Raw genomic sequence first — 15,549 nt, 5'->3', positions numbered from 1 at the left:
CATTTATCCTGTGTTGCGCAAACCTGAAGCGATTCCATTAATCGATAAGTGGATACCACGCTTGAGGCGCTCGTCGCTTTGCCCGGCACGATAACGTCTGACTAACTCAACCTGAATATGATGCAATGGGTCAATGTAAGGAAAGCGATGGCGAATGGACCTGGCCAAGATCGGATTATTTGCCAAACGCTGCTTCTCCCCGGTGATTTGCTCGAGTGCCGCAATTGTCTTGTCCCACTCTGCACACATGGCTGTAAAGATTTTTTTGCGTAAGCGCGCATCAGCAACGAGCTCACTGTAAAGTGCTGCAAGGTCAAGATCTGCTTTGGATAAAGCCATATCCATATTCGACAAGAGGGTTCGAAAAAATGGCCACTGTCGATACATGCGTTTTAATAGGGCTAAGTTTGTAGCTCGCTCTTTTGGTTGGCCATCGTGCAATAACGCGTAGATGGCAGATCCAAAGCCAAACCATCCAGGCAGTGTTAAGCGACACTGCCCCCAACTGAAGCCCCATGGAATGGCTCGAAGATCCTCAATACGCTGTGTCGCTTTGCGGGATGCAGGTCGTGAACCAATGTTGAGTTCGGCAATCTCACGAATCGGCGTGGCCTGGAAAAAGTATTCTGCAAAGCCCTCAGTTTCATAGATCAAGCGGCGGTAGGCCCGCATGCTGGACTCTGAAATCAGGGCGGCGGTTTTTAGAAATAATGGGGTCGCGGGCTTGGTTGGCTGCAATAGAGTTGCCTCAAGGGTTGCTGCAATCAATGCCTCCAAATTTTGCCTGCCAATCGCTGGATTGGCGTATTTGGAGCCGATCACCTCACCTTGCTCCGTCAAGCGAATTTGGCCTCTGACCGTCCCCGGTGGCTGCGCCAGAATAGCTTCATAACTCGGTCCACCGCCACGCCCAACCGTTCCACCACGCCCATGAAATAAACGCAGCTGAATATTGTGGCTATTGGCTAAGCGCTCAAAGAGCTCCACCAAGGCAATCTCAGCGCGGTACAACTCCCAATTGCTGGTAAAGATCCCGCCGTCTTTGTTGCTATCCGAATAGCCCAACATAATGTCTTGCTCGGCACCCGAACGCTTCACTAGATTGGCGATGCCCGGCAAGGCATAAAAGTCCCGCATGATGGGTGCAGCATTGCGCAAATCTTCAATGGTCTCAAATAGAGGCACAGTAATCAGATCAATACTTGCTTTCGAATCCAAGGTGCCATGCATGAGACCTAGCTCTTTTTGCAACAATATGACCTCTAGTAAATCGCTGACGGTCTCCGTATGACTAATGATGTAGTGCCGAATCGCATCGGCACCAAAGCGCTCACGCAAACGTTTGGCAAGCGCAAAAATAGCAAGCTCACTGATCGTGTGCGGGGAATACTCTGCGCCAACCACCTGCAAGGGTCGTGCCTCATTCAGTAAGCGAATCAATAAAGCCTGTTTAGCAGGCTCATCTAAAGCTCGGTAGTTTTTCTCTATCTTGGCAACAGCGAGTAACTCTTGCAATACTTCCTCATGCTGATCTGAGCTCTGGCGCAAGTCCACAGTGGCCAAATGAAATCCAAACACCTCAACTGCACGGATAAGTGCTCGAAGGCGTTGATTAATGAGCGCCTCAGCAGAGTGGGATCGCAATGAGCTCTCAATGATCTGCAAATCACCTAAGAATTCTTGGGCACTTTGGTATGGATTTTGAGGAGGCACAGCGTGCCTTGCTGCATCACCGCCAGTCAGATCTTTTAATGTGGCCGCGAGTCGCGAGTAAATGCCAGTTAATGCTCGTCGATAGGGCTCGTCCATGCGATGCTCATTCTCATCGGGAGAGCGATTCGCCAAGGCTTGCATTGCCCTAGGAAATCCCACCAAGAGTGCAGAGAGCGAGAGCTCCGTTCCTAGGTAATGAACTTCGGTTAAGTAGTGCCGCAAAATCATCTCGGCCTGGCGCTTTAAAGCATATTCCAAGGTTTGGGAAGTGACATTGGGATTACCGTCCCGATCGCCACCAGTCCACTGACCCATGCGTAAAAACGATGCGATATGGGATTGTCCAAGGCGATCTTCTAGCTCAGCATAGAGCTTTGGAATCTCTCGTAAAAAAGTGGCCTCGTAGTAACTCAAGGCGTTTTCAATTTCATCCGCAACCTTCAGTTTGGTATAGCGCAATAAACGGGTTTGCCATAACTGAATTACACGCGCTTTAATTTGTAATTCATTATTTGCAAGCTCGCGCTCACACAGCAAATCTTTTTTTAGCTGATAGGCTTTCGCTCGATCTTTAATCTGATCACGGGTAAGTAAGAGTTGGGCAATGCTCCGCTCCGCATCCAAAATACTTTTACGCTGCACCTCAGTTGGGTGTGCGGTTAACACGGGTGACAAATAACTATCAGCGAGGGTCTTAACAATCGTTGCCTTACTAATACCTGCTGCATGAATCCGCTCTAAAGCTAAATCAATGCTGCCGGGCTGTTGGCCAGCAATGCGCTCTTGTGCAGCTTGACGGCGTAGCTGATGCCGGTCTTCTGCCAAATTTGCTAAGTGACTGAAATAGGTAAAGGCTCGGATGACCTTCACTGCATCATCGGCACTTAATCCTTTTAAAAGCTTCTTAAGCTCTTTATTGGCATTCTCATCAGCATGGCGATGAAACCGGACCGATAAGACCCGGATCTGCTCAATCAAATTGAATATTGCAACGCCCTCTTGCTCCCGAATCACGTCCCCTAAGATGCGCCCTAGTAGACGAATATCGTCAACCAAGGCCGAGTCGGGGTCTTGTTTTCGGGTAGAGGGTCGACTGACCAATGCCTTATACCGCCATCAGGGCTTGTGCCGCATTGAGCATTTGTACGGAGTAGCCCCATTCGTTGTCGTACCACGCCAAGACCTTGACTAACTTGCCATCGCTAGAAACCCGCGTTTGCGAGGCGTCATAAATACTGGGTCGGGGATCGTGATTGAAATCAATTGATACCAGCGGTAAGGTATTAAAGCCCAGTATGCCTTTGAGCTCATGCTCACTGGCCGCCTTGAGTATTTGATGAACTTCATCGACCGAGGTAGGACGCTTGGCAATAAAGGTGAGATCAACGACTGAGACATTAATAGTAGGTACGCGCATCGCAAAGCCATCAAAGCGGCCAGCCAATTCTGGTAGCACTAGACCAACCGCTTTTGCAGCACCGGTTTTGGTGGGGATCATGCTACTCACCGCTGAACGCGCCCGACGTTTATCCTTGTGATACACATCGGTGAGTACTTGATCATTGGTAAACGCATGAATCGTGGTCATGAGGCCAGATTCAATTCCAATCTTCTCCAGCAGCGGCTTAACGAGGGGTGCCAAGCAATTGGTGGTGCAACTTGCATTAGAGACCACCACATCGGTGGGTTTTAAGACCTTCTCATTGACGCCATACACAATCGTGGCATCCACATCCTTTTCACCGGGGGCTGAGATCAACACCTTCTTGGCGCCCTGCTGAATGTGCACCATGGCCTTTTCTTTGGAGGTGAACTTACCGGAACACTCAAGCACCAGATCAACACTCTCTTTGCCCCATGGGGTTTCGAGGGGATTACGGGTCGAATACATCCGAATTCGATCGCCATTGACCACCATGTAATCGCCATCGATGCTCACTGTTCCAGGAAAACGACCATGGGCAGAGTCGTATTGGGTGAGATGTGCGTTGATATCAATATCACCCATCGCATTAATTGCGACGATTTGGATATCGCGTTTTTTATTCTGCATCGCCTCTTCGTAGAGCGCACGCAATACCATCCGGCCAATCCGGCCATATCCATTAATTGCAACTCGGATCGTCATGTTTTCCTCTTTATTCCTTTTACTCAATCATTACTGCACAATCGCTTTTAGTTCTCCCTTGGCGTAGCGCACTGCCATCTTTTCCAAAGGGATCACCTTAATCTTGCTGGCTTGCCCTGCACACCCAAACGATTTGAAACGCGCCTCACAAATTCCTTTGGCAGCGGCTGTGGCAACTTTCAAGAAAGCGCGAGGATCAAATTCCTCTGGATGCTCTGAGAAAAATTTCCGTATTGCACCGGTCATCGCTAAACGAATATCGGTATCGATATTAATCTTGCGCACACCATGCTTAATCCCTTCAACAATCTCTTCCACTGGCACACCGTAGGTCTCTTTAATAGTGCCGCCATGCTGACGAATAATTGCTAACCACTCTTGCGGTACGCTTGACGATCCATGCATCACTAAATGCGTATTGGGTATGCGTTGATTAATCGCTTTAATACGATCAATTGCCAAAATATCACCAGTGGGGGGTCTGGTGAACTTATACGCTCCATGACTGGTACCAATGGCAATCGCTAGCGCATCCACTTGCGTCTTAGCAACGAACTCAGCTGCCTCATCGGGATCGGTGAGGAGCTGCGAGTGATCGAGCACACCCTCTGCGCCACTGCCATCCTCGTCACCGGCCTGTCCAGTTTCCAAAGAACCCAAGCAACCCAGCTCACCTTCCACTGAAACACCAACGGCATGCGCCATATCCACAACCCGACGGGTCACATCCACGTTATAGGCAAAGTCAGCCGGGGTCTTAGCATCCTCTTTTAGCGAACCATCCATCATCACACTAGAAAAGCCACTGCGAATCGAGGCTTGGCAGACTGCAGGCGAGGCGCCGTGGTCTTGATGCATACAGATTGGGATATGGGGGTATTGCTCAACCGCTGCATGCACCAGCATACGAAGGAATGGCTCCCCAGCGTATTTTCGTGCACCTGCCGAGGCCTGCAAAATGACCGGGCTATCGACCTGCTCAGCGGCCTGCATGATGGCATGGATCTGCTCCATATTGTTCACATTAAATGCTGGCAATCCGTAATGATGCTCAGCGGCGTGGTCTAAAAGCTGTCTTAATGAAATTAATGCCATTTTTTCCTCTAGGACAAAACAAGTTCAACAATACGGTCAACGGTAACACCTAAGGCTTGATAAACCGCGGGTGCGGGTGCGGATTCTCCAAACCGATTGATACCAACGACAGCACCATCTAAGCCGACATACTTCCACCACAAATCACCCTGTCCGGCTTCAATCGCAATTCGTCGCACACCCTTGAGTAAGACCTCGTCTTGCCACGCTCGAGACTGACGATCAAAGGCCGAGGTGCACGGCATGGATACCACGCGCACCGACTTACCCTTAGTACGTAAGAGTGCTTGGGCTTGCATCGCCAGACTCACTTCGGAGCCGGTTGCAATCAGCACTGCCTCAGGATTGGGAGCATCTGATAAGACATAAGCACCCTTTAATACCTGGGCCTCCGTAATTGCTTGGGTGAGCTGAGGTAAATTTTGGCGAGATAAAAAGAGTGCGCTAGGTCCATCGGTACGCTCAATGGCAGCAGTCCATGCAACAGCGGTTTCAAATCCATCGCAAGGGCGCCAGAGATCAAGATTCGGAATCAATCGCAAGCTAGAGGCATGTTCAATCGGTTGATGGGTCGGTCCATCCTCACCCAAACCAATGGAGTCGTGCGTGAGCACATAAATGACACGCTGGTGCATGAGAGCACTCATGCGCATGGCATTGCGGGCGTAATCCGAGAACACCGCAAAGGTGCCACCATAAGGAATGAAGCCTTTATGCAATGCAATGCCATTCATGATGGCACTCATACCAAATTCACGAACGCCGTATGACAGATAGTTGGCCACTTGATCGGGCTTTTGATGCCAGGTGACACTGGCTTTCGCAGCGGTTAGGTTGGAACCGGTGAGATCGGCTGAACCACCCAAGAGCTCAGGCAAGGCTGGGACCAAAACCTCTAAGGCCTGTTGCGATGACTTGCGACTGGCTGTCGGTGCCTCGATGGCTTTCATGCTGGCAAAGAGTTGTGATTTGGTGTTCGCCCAACCCTCAGGGAAGGTCTCGCCAACGCGGCGCAGTAACTCTTTAGCAAGCTCAGGGAACTCACGCTGGTAGTTGGCAAACGCCTCATTCCAAGCAGCTTGTTTGGCTTTGCCCGCTGCAAGAGCACTCCATGCCTCTTTGATGGATGCAGGGATCACAAACGGCGCGTGGGTCCAGCCTAATGCTTGGCGCGTTGCGTGGGCTTCCTTCTCACCCAAGGGCGCACCATGTACATCATGCGTGCCCGCCATATTGGGGGCTCCCCATCCAATCGTGGTCTTACAAATAATCAGGCTGGGGCGCTTGGACTTGCTCTTTGCTTGCCCGATGGCTTGTGTAATTGCGTTAGTGTCGTGACCATCAATGGGGCCAATGACATTCCAACCGTAGGCCTCAAACCGCTTGGCGGTATCGTCTCTAAACCAACCATCAACATGCCCATCAATCGAGATGCCGTTGTCGTCATAAAAGCAAATCAGTTTATTTAAGCCCCAGACTCCTGCCAGTGAGCAGGCCTCATGACTGACGCCTTCCATCAGACAACCATCCCCCAAGAAAGTGTAGGTGTGATGATTGATGATGGAATGGCCAGGGCGATTAAAGCGCTTAGCGAGTAGCGATTCGGCTAAGGCCATCCCTACCGCATTGGCAAGGCCTTGACCAAGTGGACCAGTGGTGGTTTCTACACCAGGCGTGATGCCGACTTCGGGGTGGCCAGCCGTGATGCTGTGCAACTGTCGGAACTTCTGAATATCGTCAATACTGACGGCATAACCGGTGAGATGCAGTAAGGCATAGATCAGCATCGATCCATGGCCATTGGAAAGCACAAAGCGATCCCGATTAATCCATGCCGGATCGGCAGGATTATGCTGCAAGTGATCGCGCCATAACACCTCGGCAATGTCTGCCATTCCCATCGGTGCGCCAGGATGACCCGACTTGGATTTTTCAACGGCATCGATGGCCAAAAAGCGAATGGCGTTGGCCAGTTCGCGACGATTAAGTGATGATGTACTCATATCCATTCGTGTGGTTGGTGTTACGCGCGATCATGATCGCGGTGATAGTTCTCAATACGCTCTACTTCATTTTTAGACCCAAGAATTACTGGGATCCGCTGATGAATACTTTCCGGTTGAACGTCCAAGATGCGTTGACGTCCAGTGGAACCGAGGCCGCCTGCCTGCTCCACCACAAAGGTCATAGGATTGGCCTCGTACATCAGACGCAGGCGCCCTGGCTTGCTTGGATCCTTCGTATCCTTTGGATACATGAATACCCCACCGCGCATCAAGATCCGATGCACATCTGCCACCATACTCGCAATCCAGCGCATATTGAAGTCACGCCCCCGCACGCTGGTTTTACCTTGCTTGCATTCACTGATGTAGCGACTCACGGGTGGCTCCCAAAAGCGCTCATTGCTAGCGTTAATGGCAAACTCACTAGTATCCGCAGGAACCTGAATATCAGGATGTGTCAGTATGAATTCACTCGATACTGCATCCAAGGTGAAGCCGTGTGTACCGTGACCCAAACTAAAAACTAGCATCGTTGCTGGCCCATAAATCGCATACCCTGCTGCGATCTGTTTGCGCCCCACTTGCAAATAATCACTCACTGTAAGCGTGGTGTTCGGGATTGCAGACAGTATTGAAAAAATGGTTCCGACTGAAACATTGACATCAATATTGGATGAGCCATCGAGTGGATCAAAGAGACATAAAAAAGAGCCGCCCTTAGGATTACTCAGTGGTTCATCGTTTTCTTCGGATGCAATTCCGGCAACTAAATTACCGGATTGAAAGGTCTGAATCAGAATCTCATCGGAGAGAACATCCAATTTCTTTTGGGTCTCACCCTGAACGTTCTGACTTTCTAAGCTACCCAGCACCCCAGCGAGTGCTCCTTGGGAAGTCAATACGGCAATTTCTTGAACTGCTTTAGCAATTTCTAGAACAAGCTTACCAAGATCAGGGTGAAGAGATTGATGCTGGGCCGATTGCTGGCGTAGATACTCTAAAAGCGTGATTCTCCCTGCTGGCATGGTGGCGGGTCTTTTGACTCATTAATTAAAACTCTATTTTCTCAGATATTTTGGTTAGCGCACCTTTTTTGATAAATCGGTTTCTGTTAACCTCAAACCTTCTAGAACAAACGATTTAGTGCGCATGAAAACATACAAAATTGCATCCATTCCCGGTGACGGAATCGGAAAAGAGGTGATCCCCGAAGGCGAAAAAATTCTAGCTGCCCTTGAAAAGCGCTTTCCTCAGATGAAGTTTGACTTCGAACGTTTTGATTGGGGAGGTGACTATTACCGCAAACATGGAATCATGATGCCTGAGGATGGTCTAAATCATTTACGTAACAAAGATGCCATCTTATTTGGTTCGGCTGGGGATCCAAAGATTGCAGATCACATTACTTTGTGGGGCCTACGCCTCAAAATTTGTCAAGGCTTTGACCAATATGCCAATATTCGCCCAACCCGTATATTGCCTGGAATTCAAACGCCATTAAGAAATTGTCAACCCGAAGATCTTAATTGGATGATCGTCCGCGAAAATTCAGAAGGTGAATATTCTGGTCTTGGAGGACGGGCTCATCAAGGTCACCCCATTGAAGTTGCCTCCGATATTAGCATCATGACTCGTGTTGGAGTCGAACGCATTCAACGTTTTGCTTTTGCAATAGCGCGATCACGACCAAGAAAAAAATTAACACTGATAACGAAATCAAATGCTCAACGCCATGCAATGGTAATGTGGGATGAAATTGCTTGTGAGGTAGCCCGTGATTTCCCAGATGTGCAATGGGATAAAGAATTGGTAGACGCCGCAACCGCCCGCATGATTAATAAACCGAGCTCTCTAGATACGATTGTGGCAAGTAACTTACATGCTGATGTTTTAAGCGATTTAGCTGCTGCATTAGCAGGCAGTTTGGGAATTGCCCCAACCGGTAATATTGATCCCCAGCGCCGCTATCCATCGATGTTTGAACCGATTCATGGATCTGCCTTTGACATTATGGGACAAGGTTTAGCAAACCCTATTGGTACTTTTTGGTCGATTGTCTTGATGCTTGACCATCTTGGTGAAAATGAAGCATCAAAGCTACTCATGCAGGCGATCGAAGGGGTCACTGCCAATCCCATACTTCATACTCGCGATTTAGGTGGGCAAGCCAAAATGATTGACGTCAGTAATGCAGTGATAAAAGCTATTCATTCTTGAGTGCTTAGGGTTCATACCAAGACGAAATTTGATCTTTATCGTGAATACTTAATAAAACCTAAGGAGAATGCCATGAATAAAACGATCGGTATTTTTAAGCAACTTGCTTTGATCTTTTTTGTATTCGGTTTTGGTGGTGCGCACGCGCAACCTATTATCGACAAACAAATTCAATACATTATTCCATTTCCGGCGGGTGGAGAATCTGACATAGTGGCCCGAATTCAGGCTGACATTGCGATCAAAAAATATAATCAGCCAATGATTGTGATTAATCGCTCTGGCGCTGGTGGTGCGATGGTTTGGAGTCAGTTAAACACCTACCCTGCGGATGGCACAAACATCATCGGCGTCAATATTCCGCATACTATTTTGCAACCATTGCAAGAGGGTATTCAATACAAAACTGCTGACATTAATGCAATTTACTATTACCACTTTACGCCTGATGCCCTAATGGTTTCTGCCGATAGCCCCTACAAAACCTTTCAAGATTTTGTTGCAGCAGCCAAGAAAAATCCAGGGAAATTAACCCTTGCAGGTTCAGCTCAATTCTCTGCAAATCACATGGCAACCGAACGTTTCAATAAATTAGCTGGTATCAAAGTGGAATATGTTCCATTTAAAGGGACTGGTGATTTGGTCTCTTCTCTGATCGGAATGCATGTTAGCGGAGCCATGGGCTATCTTCCTTTAGCGATTCAGCAAAAAGGTAAGGTTAGAACTCTTGCAATCGCTACTGAGAAAAGGCATCCCGCACTACCCGATGTTCCAACCTTTAAAGAGTTGGGGCTTAATTGGGTTGATGGTGCGTATCGAGGAGTTGCTATGCCTAAATCAACGCCTCTCGCTCTTCAAGAAAAAATGTCAGACTTTATCGGCAAACTCAATGCTGATCCTGAAGCTAAAAAACGGCTAGAGGATATGGGATTTGTTGTGGTGGATATCCCAGTTAATAAAATTCCTGCCTTTATGAAGGAGAAAACTCCTCTAGCGATGGAGGATGCAAAGAATGCTGGGATGATTAAGTAGGGAAATTATTTTTTTGCCTTGTACTTTGCGATTGCGTCCTTAAGATCTCGATACTCCTCACAAGGTAAAAAGCAGGCCTTATTGAGTCTTGCCAGCATTTGTTCGGCACCGGCTAAATCGTTTTTCATTAAAAACAACTCACCGTAGTACTCCAAGGCGCCACGATGTTTTGGATCAATCTTCAACGCCGCCTGATAGTAGCGCTCCGCAGCAGCTAGATCCGGCGGGGTCTTTTTGCGTTGCGCATAACCGAGCAGGTTATTCCAATCTGCTGAATTGGGTTGATTGGCTGCAAGTAGTGTTTTGATGGCAGCATCATAATTATTTGCCTTAATCTCTTTTTGCGCATCCGCTTGCCAAGAGGGAGCTGACTCACTTGGGGTCGTATCTGCTGCGATCGCGCTCAATGAAAACACGATTGAGAAAACAGTAATAGCAAAACGTTTGATCGCCATGATGGATCCTCCAAATGATGAATCATTATGATCCAACTCGACCAAAATTGCTGATCAGAACGTCTCCCGCTAAGATGATGCCTATGAAGAATCCTCGCAACTATCTCTTTTTGATCCCCTACCTAGTTGCGGTGGGCGTTGGCCTAAAATTTGGCTACGAGTTTGGCATGCAAATCAGTGGGCCGATCATGGCCGTGATTACCGCCCTTCTCGGGGCAGTATTTTGCTCCATCATCGTGGAATCGTTTTTGGGTAAAAAACGCAAAAGCGATTCCTAGGTAACACTTATTTCCGGCGATTCATATTCCGGATAGCGACCATGGCGCCAATGGCAACAATCAAAATTGCGACAACATAACCAGCTTCCATTGCTTTCTCCTTGATTAAGAACTACGACCTATACCGCCCGAACTTGTTTGCAAGGGTTGCGGTAATACCCGTTGCTTGATTAATGGGGCCATGGCAATGATCGTCGCAATTAAGAGCACGATCTCGAGTGCATAAACAGCAATATAGCCTGTACTCGGGTCGATCAAAGCAGGACCGAAATAACTGCTCATCGCGAAATAATTAATAAGATCACGAATCACTCCACCCAAGGCCATCGCAATACCCGCCCCAGTAGCCTGCACGGCACCCCAGGCACCTAAGGCTAAGCCGCGCTGCTCCGGTGGTGCAAGGTTCATGGTAGCGGTTAATGTACCGTGACCAAATAAACCGCCTCCAAAACCGATGAGAAAGACCCCGAAGCTAAAGAGTGATGCGGAGGCTAACGGGGCTGCCAGAATCACCGCCATAAATGCAGGTAAGCCAAGCAATGCCCCCATACTGGCCATCCGAAATGGATCAGCCCCACGGCTTAGAACGCGCGATGCAAGGCCAAATCCGATTAAGCCACCGATTGCCAAGGTTGCCGTCAAGAATGTCGTGGAACTAACACTAAGTTTAAGAATTTCACCGCCATAGGGCTCCAACAGAACATCCTCCATGGTGAATGCCATGGTTCCCAAACCAACTGCGGTTAAGCGACGAATAGCGTGATCGCCTTTGCAAAAGAGCTCCCAAGATTGTTTAAATGTGGGTTGGTCGGGATTCTTAAAACGACGATTTCGATCACGGGTCTCCTGCTTCCATAGCGCAATCACATTCAAAATCATCGTCGTAATTGCGCACCCCTGAATCACTTGAATTAAACGGCCTGGTGAAAAATCCTCCAAGACCGCGGCAAATACAAATGCGCTCACAATCATTCCAAGGAGCAACATGACATACATCAGTCCAACTACTTTGGGTTGCGACTCTTGAGGGGCTAAATCGGTTGCGAGTGCCAAGCCAACGGTTTGGGTAATGTGGATACCGGCCCCCACGAATAAGAAAGCAAGGGCGGCAGAGGCCTGACCTATCCAAGCTGGGGCGCTAGCCGAATTTCCACCGCCGGACAAAACCAATAGGGCAAATGGCATGACTGCAAGGCCGCCAAACTGAACTAAGGTTCCGAGCCAAATATAGGGAACACGTCGCCACCCAAGTTCAGAGCGATGGGTATCCGAGCGAAAACCAATTAATGCTCGAAATGGCGCAAATACGAGTGGCAAGGAAACCATGATCGCCACTAAAGAAGCGGGTACCCCAAGTTCAACAATCATCACGCGATTAAGCGTGCCAATCAATAAGACCAAGGCCATGCCAACCGAAACCTGAAATAAGGATAGTCGCAGAAGACGCGAGAGGGGTAAGTCGGGGGTAGCGGCATCCGCAAACGGCAGAAACTTAGGACCAAGACTGGCCCAGGATTGCACTAGTTTCTCGCTTAAGCGTTTCATGTATAGCTATCTCACCATCAGGATCAACCGGCGTCAAGACTCACTATCAAAATGCAAAAAGTCCGAGGCCCGCCGACCTCGGACTAGTGAAAAATTAAAGTACTTTACTTCTTCACTGCAGGTGCTGCAGGTGCTCCCGCTGATGAGCCCGAAGCGCTTGCGACTTTATCAGCGTTGCCATTCAAAAATGCTTTAACCCACGTTGTATTGTTGAGAATCATTGTATGAACAGCGAATGAACCAACTGCACAGGCGCCCAAAAACAATGGGATCCCGACGGATGGTTTTACGACACACCACATTTTTCCGTAAATCATTTTTTAATCTCCTTATTTCAGCCAAGGCGAATAAATGTACGCAAGCAAATGGGCAAGAGCTGCGATCATGCCAAAAAACTGCGTGCCTTGAATCAGATTACGGTGCAACTCTTCAGATTCAGCCTCCGTTAAGCCGGTGGGCCATACCTTGTTTGGGTCTGACATAGTTTTCTCCCTTTGAAAGACACCCTACTGCTCGTGCTCCACCCGCACGCGGGTTTTATGACACCCTCTGCCACAAAATCGTAATAACCTACTTTTCCTAAGTGTAATTCTAATTTTACATATATCTTTGTCAATAAAAATATACATATTTGGGTGTCTAAATGCCCACCCATGGAAAAATAAGGAAATTACTGAGTTAAATCAGTGATTTAAAGAAATAGAAAAAAGCCCCTTTTTGGGGCTTTTGTGGTGCTTTCCAGTGAAATTTAGATGTATTCGGCTACTTCGACCAGGTTTCCGTCCGGATCCCTGAAATACACCGAGCGAATTGGCCCAAGCGCTCCACGCCGTTGCACCGGCCCGGTATCAATCGCCACACCAACTTTTTGAAGATGCGCAATAAAGTCATCGAGTGGCACCTTTGAGATCAAGCAAAAATCCCCCGCACCAATGGTTGGAACTTTTGCCTTCGTTGGGGTCTCGGTATTTTTATCTTGAAGATTGATCTTGTATGGGCCAAACAACAAGGCATAACGTGGCTGCCCTTCCGGTCCCTTAAAGAACTCCCGCTCAAAACCGAGTGCCCTTTCGTAAAACTGGGTGGTCTTCTCAATATCCGTAACAGTAAGAACGAGGTGGTCAACGCGGTCAATAAGAAGGGTCATGGGCTTACTTTAATTGAGAAAGATAGTGAGCAATGGCTTTTAGATCATCATCGCTCATGCCATAAAGTGATGCTGCCATGATTGTATCTCTACCAATAGCCTGATTAGAACGAAACTGCCTCATGCTATAGAGAAGATAATCTTCGCGTTGAGCAGCAATACGTGGCATCTGATCTCTACCAACATAATTTGGCAAATGGCATGTTCCACACAAAGCCTCTTTTGAAATGGTTTGACCCTTTTCAAACAAAGTTGCATTGCGAGGTCCGGCTTGGGATATTGCGGGGCTGTTTGAGTAAAACTTAGCAATAGCCACAATTGCGGCATCACTTACACCGTCGAGCTGACCTTTCATGGCGGGTATATCGCGCATTCCCTCCCGTATCATCACCAACTGATTTTCTAGAAAGGTCTTAGGCTGACCCGCTAAAGACGGAGTGCCCGCAATCTTTGAATTGCCATCTGGGCCATGGCAAGCGCCACAAACTTGTAACTTAGCGCTAATATCTTGGGCAAAAGAAAGCGACGTTGCACTAGAACAGATAAGTCCTAAGGCTAACGTCGCTATTCGTAGATACTGCACATCAATACTGCAGATTACTTAGCTGCTACTTGTTGCTTTTTGTAAGTCACGCGATAAATTGCACCCAATTGCTCGTCAGAGACCAACATCGAGCCATCTGGCATCTGCAATAAATATGCAGGACGTCCCCAGAAGGATTGGTCAGCAGGGTTCATAAAGCCAGTGATGAATGGGGTGATCTTAGCGTTTTTACCATCCGCGCTAGACTTCACCATCACAACGTCATAACCAATTTTTTGATTACGGTTCCATGAACCCTTACGTGCGATAAAGGCAGCATTTTTATATTCGGCAGGAAACATATTGCCGGTATAGAACTTTAGGCCCATCACGGCACTATGAGGGCCCATTAAGGCAACAGGCTGCTCGACTCCAGCGCAAGGATTAGCCTTCTTCACAACGTCATCGGGCATGTTTCCTTCATGGCAATAGGGAAAACCGTAATTCAACCCCGTTTTTTGCATGCGGCTTAAGGTGTCATTTGGCTTATCGTCTCCCATCCAGTCGCGCCCATGATTGGTAAACCAAAGTTGCTTGGTGGTGGGATGCCAATCAAAGCCAACCGTATTCCGCACGCCCGTTGCCAACACTTCCATACCTGATCCATCTGGGTTATACCGACGAATCTGAGCATATTCCGGAGTTGGTAGCTCACAAATATTGCAAGGGGCTCCAAAAGGTACATACAACTTACCATCTGGGCCAAAGGCGATGTATTTCCAGTTGTGATGTTGCTCCGGGGGTAAATTGAACTTCGCTGTTAGATCAACCGGTGTGACGTTTGGATTTTTTTCGATCCCGTCGTAACGAAGTACTTTATTAATTGCCATTACATATAAAGAGCCATTCTTGAAAGCCACTCCAGCGGGCTGAACGAGTTTATCTACCACCACACGGCTGGTTCGCTCTTTACCGTTGTCGCTCAACTCATAGACTCGACCAATTGCTCGAGTACCAATATAGATTTTGCCGTTATCACCGCGTGCCATTGCTCGAGCACCAGGCATCCCCGTTGCCCACACTTCAATCTTGAAACCGGGTGGTAATTTCAACTTATCAATCGGAATATCGCTAACAGGGGTCACCGTCATCTTTCCAGGCAGTGGGGCCAACTTAGAATTAGCCATATCAGGGCCCATACCCTGCTTCCATGCCGGAGCGGGCGCAGCAGCAACCGGGGCTGGGGCAGGCGCCTCAGCCTTAGGGGCCGGAGCGGTTGCACAGCCTTGCAAAACCAAGAGTGATGAAGCAAACGCAGTCATTGAAGCAATTGAAATAGATCGATGGATCATGGTTATTTCCCCTTTTTGTCCGAGTGCTATTTAATTAGGTTAGTACTTTAATTTAATC

Annotated in this window: 15 protein-coding genes; 3 read left to right on the top strand and 12 right to left on the bottom strand. The window is 48.3% G+C overall.

The genetic code is table 11. The features are described from left to right. Positions 1 to 3: 3 nt before the first annotated feature. From ppc to QUE65_RS03740, 5 genes are read right to left on the bottom strand one after another with little or no spacing between them, the layout of a single operon-like run. Complete coding sequence (gene ppc, locus QUE65_RS03760) at positions 4 to 2,814, bottom strand: phosphoenolpyruvate carboxylase (protein ID WP_286281997.1); 2,811 nt, start codon at positions 2,812 to 2,814, stop codon at positions 4 to 6. A gap of 4 nt (positions 2,815 to 2,818) precedes the next feature. Further along, positions 2,819 to 3,841, bottom strand: coding sequence for a type I glyceraldehyde-3-phosphate dehydrogenase (gap, locus tag QUE65_RS03755; RefSeq protein WP_286281996.1), 1,023 nt, complete (start codon positions 3,839 to 3,841; stop codon positions 2,819 to 2,821). Positions 3,842 to 3,871: 30 nt separating this feature from the next. Next, complete coding sequence (gene fba, locus QUE65_RS03750) at positions 3,872 to 4,936, bottom strand: class II fructose-bisphosphate aldolase (protein ID WP_215372015.1); 1,065 nt, start codon at positions 4,934 to 4,936, stop codon at positions 3,872 to 3,874. Between the two features lie 8 nt (positions 4,937 to 4,944). Next, positions 4,945 to 6,939 (bottom strand): transketolase, encoded by a 1,995-nt coding sequence (gene tkt, locus QUE65_RS03745; protein WP_286281995.1) that lies wholly within the window; start codon positions 6,937 to 6,939, stop codon positions 4,945 to 4,947. 20 nt (positions 6,940 to 6,959) lie between these two features. Next, entirely contained in the window at positions 6,960 to 7,967 is a 1,008-nt protein-coding gene (locus tag QUE65_RS03740) for a class 1 fructose-bisphosphatase (protein WP_286281994.1), read from the bottom strand. A gap of 124 nt (positions 7,968 to 8,091) precedes the next feature. Between QUE65_RS03740 and QUE65_RS03735 the strand changes: the two genes are divergently transcribed. Then, positions 8,092 to 9,159, top strand: a complete 1,068-nt coding sequence (locus QUE65_RS03735; protein WP_286281992.1) for a tartrate dehydrogenase — start codon at positions 8,092 to 8,094, stop codon at positions 9,157 to 9,159. Positions 9,160 to 9,231: 72 nt separating this feature from the next. Next, a complete protein-coding gene (locus QUE65_RS03730) occupies positions 9,232 to 10,191 on the top strand; it encodes a tripartite tricarboxylate transporter substrate binding protein (RefSeq protein WP_215372008.1) in 960 nt (319 codons plus the stop codon). Between the two features lie 5 nt (positions 10,192 to 10,196). Here the strand turns inward: QUE65_RS03730 and QUE65_RS03725 are convergent, their stop codons facing one another. Then, positions 10,197 to 10,646, bottom strand: a complete 450-nt coding sequence (locus QUE65_RS03725) for a tetratricopeptide repeat protein (protein ID WP_286281991.1) — start codon at positions 10,644 to 10,646, stop codon at positions 10,197 to 10,199. An 83-nt stretch (positions 10,647 to 10,729) separates the two neighbouring features. Here QUE65_RS03725 and QUE65_RS03720 point away from each other — a divergent pair, with 83 nt between their 5' ends. Continuing rightward, the gene (locus tag QUE65_RS03720) at positions 10,730 to 10,924 is read left to right on the top strand and encodes a hypothetical protein (protein ID WP_286281989.1); all 195 of its coding nucleotides are present in this window, start codon (positions 10,730 to 10,732) and stop codon (positions 10,922 to 10,924) included. Between the two features lie 105 nt (positions 10,925 to 11,029). Here QUE65_RS03720 and QUE65_RS03715 read toward each other — a convergent pair whose 3' ends face one another. The 6 genes from QUE65_RS03715 to QUE65_RS03690 form a co-directional block, all read right to left on the bottom strand. Beyond that, entirely contained in the window at positions 11,030 to 12,469 is a 1,440-nt protein-coding gene (locus QUE65_RS03715; RefSeq protein WP_286281987.1) for a PucC family protein, read from the bottom strand. A 104-nt stretch (positions 12,470 to 12,573) separates the two neighbouring features. Then, the gene (locus tag QUE65_RS03710) at positions 12,574 to 12,786 is read right to left on the bottom strand and encodes a light-harvesting protein (RefSeq protein ID WP_215372002.1); all 213 of its coding nucleotides are present in this window, start codon (positions 12,784 to 12,786) and stop codon (positions 12,574 to 12,576) included. 12 nt (positions 12,787 to 12,798) lie between these two features. Further along, positions 12,799 to 12,951: a light-harvesting antenna LH1, beta subunit gene (pufB, locus tag QUE65_RS03705; protein ID WP_108508170.1), complete on the bottom strand. Its 153-nt coding sequence runs from the start codon at positions 12,949 to 12,951 to the stop codon at positions 12,799 to 12,801. A gap of 266 nt (positions 12,952 to 13,217) precedes the next feature. After that, on the bottom strand, positions 13,218 to 13,616 hold the full coding sequence (locus tag QUE65_RS03700; RefSeq protein ID WP_286281984.1) for a VOC family protein: 399 nt from the start codon (positions 13,614 to 13,616) through the stop codon (positions 13,218 to 13,220). A 4-nt stretch (positions 13,617 to 13,620) separates the two neighbouring features. After that, positions 13,621 to 14,199, bottom strand: coding sequence for a c-type cytochrome (locus QUE65_RS03695; protein ID WP_286281982.1), 579 nt, complete (start codon positions 14,197 to 14,199; stop codon positions 13,621 to 13,623). A gap of 14 nt (positions 14,200 to 14,213) precedes the next feature. Further along, positions 14,214 to 15,491 carry a PQQ-dependent sugar dehydrogenase gene (locus tag QUE65_RS03690; protein WP_286281981.1) on the bottom strand — a complete coding sequence of 426 codons (1,278 nt, stop codon included), beginning with the start codon at positions 15,489 to 15,491 and terminating at the stop codon, positions 14,214 to 14,216. Positions 15,492 to 15,549 lie beyond the last annotated feature (58 nt).

The organism is Polynucleobacter sp. HIN8, assembly GCF_030297615.1.
GTDB lineage: Bacteria > Pseudomonadota > Gammaproteobacteria > Burkholderiales > Burkholderiaceae > Polynucleobacter.
This window is presented reverse-complemented; position numbering and strand designations above follow the sequence as displayed.

What these genes read in the sequence shown, in the direction of transcription:
- gap (WP_286281996.1), bottom strand. Translation starts at nt 3,841, where the DNA reads ATGACGATCCGAGTTGCAATTAATGGATATGGCCGGATTGGCCGGATG.
- fba (WP_215372015.1), bottom strand. Translation starts at nt 4,936, where the DNA reads ATGGCATTAATTTCATTAAGACAGCTTTTAGACCACGCCGCTGAGCAT.
- tkt (WP_286281995.1), bottom strand. Translation starts at nt 6,939, where the DNA reads ATGAGTACATCATCACTTAATCGTCGCGAACTGGCCAACGCCATTCGC.
- QUE65_RS03740 (WP_286281994.1), bottom strand. Translation starts at nt 7,967, where the DNA reads ATGCCAGCAGGGAGAATCACGCTTTTAGAGTATCTACGCCAGCAATCG.
- QUE65_RS03735 (WP_286281992.1), top strand. Translation starts at nt 8,092, where the DNA reads ATGAAAACATACAAAATTGCATCCATTCCCGGTGACGGAATCGGAAAA.
- QUE65_RS03730 (WP_215372008.1), top strand. Translation starts at nt 9,232, where the DNA reads ATGAATAAAACGATCGGTATTTTTAAGCAACTTGCTTTGATCTTTTTT.
- QUE65_RS03725 (WP_286281991.1), bottom strand. Translation starts at nt 10,646, where the DNA reads ATGGCGATCAAACGTTTTGCTATTACTGTTTTCTCAATCGTGTTTTCA.
- QUE65_RS03720 (WP_286281989.1), top strand. Translation starts at nt 10,730, where the DNA reads ATGAAGAATCCTCGCAACTATCTCTTTTTGATCCCCTACCTAGTTGCG.
- QUE65_RS03715 (WP_286281987.1), bottom strand. Translation starts at nt 12,469, where the DNA reads ATGAAACGCTTAAGCGAGAAACTAGTGCAATCCTGGGCCAGTCTTGGT.
- QUE65_RS03710 (WP_215372002.1), bottom strand. Translation starts at nt 12,786, where the DNA reads ATGATTTACGGAAAAATGTGGTGTGTCGTAAAACCATCCGTCGGGATC.
- pufB (WP_108508170.1), bottom strand. Translation starts at nt 12,951, where the DNA reads ATGTCAGACCCAAACAAGGTATGGCCCACCGGCTTAACGGAGGCTGAA.
- QUE65_RS03700 (WP_286281984.1), bottom strand. Translation starts at nt 13,616, where the DNA reads ATGACCCTTCTTATTGACCGCGTTGACCACCTCGTTCTTACTGTTACG.
- QUE65_RS03690 (WP_286281981.1), bottom strand. Translation starts at nt 15,491, where the DNA reads ATGATCCATCGATCTATTTCAATTGCTTCAATGACTGCGTTTGCTTCA.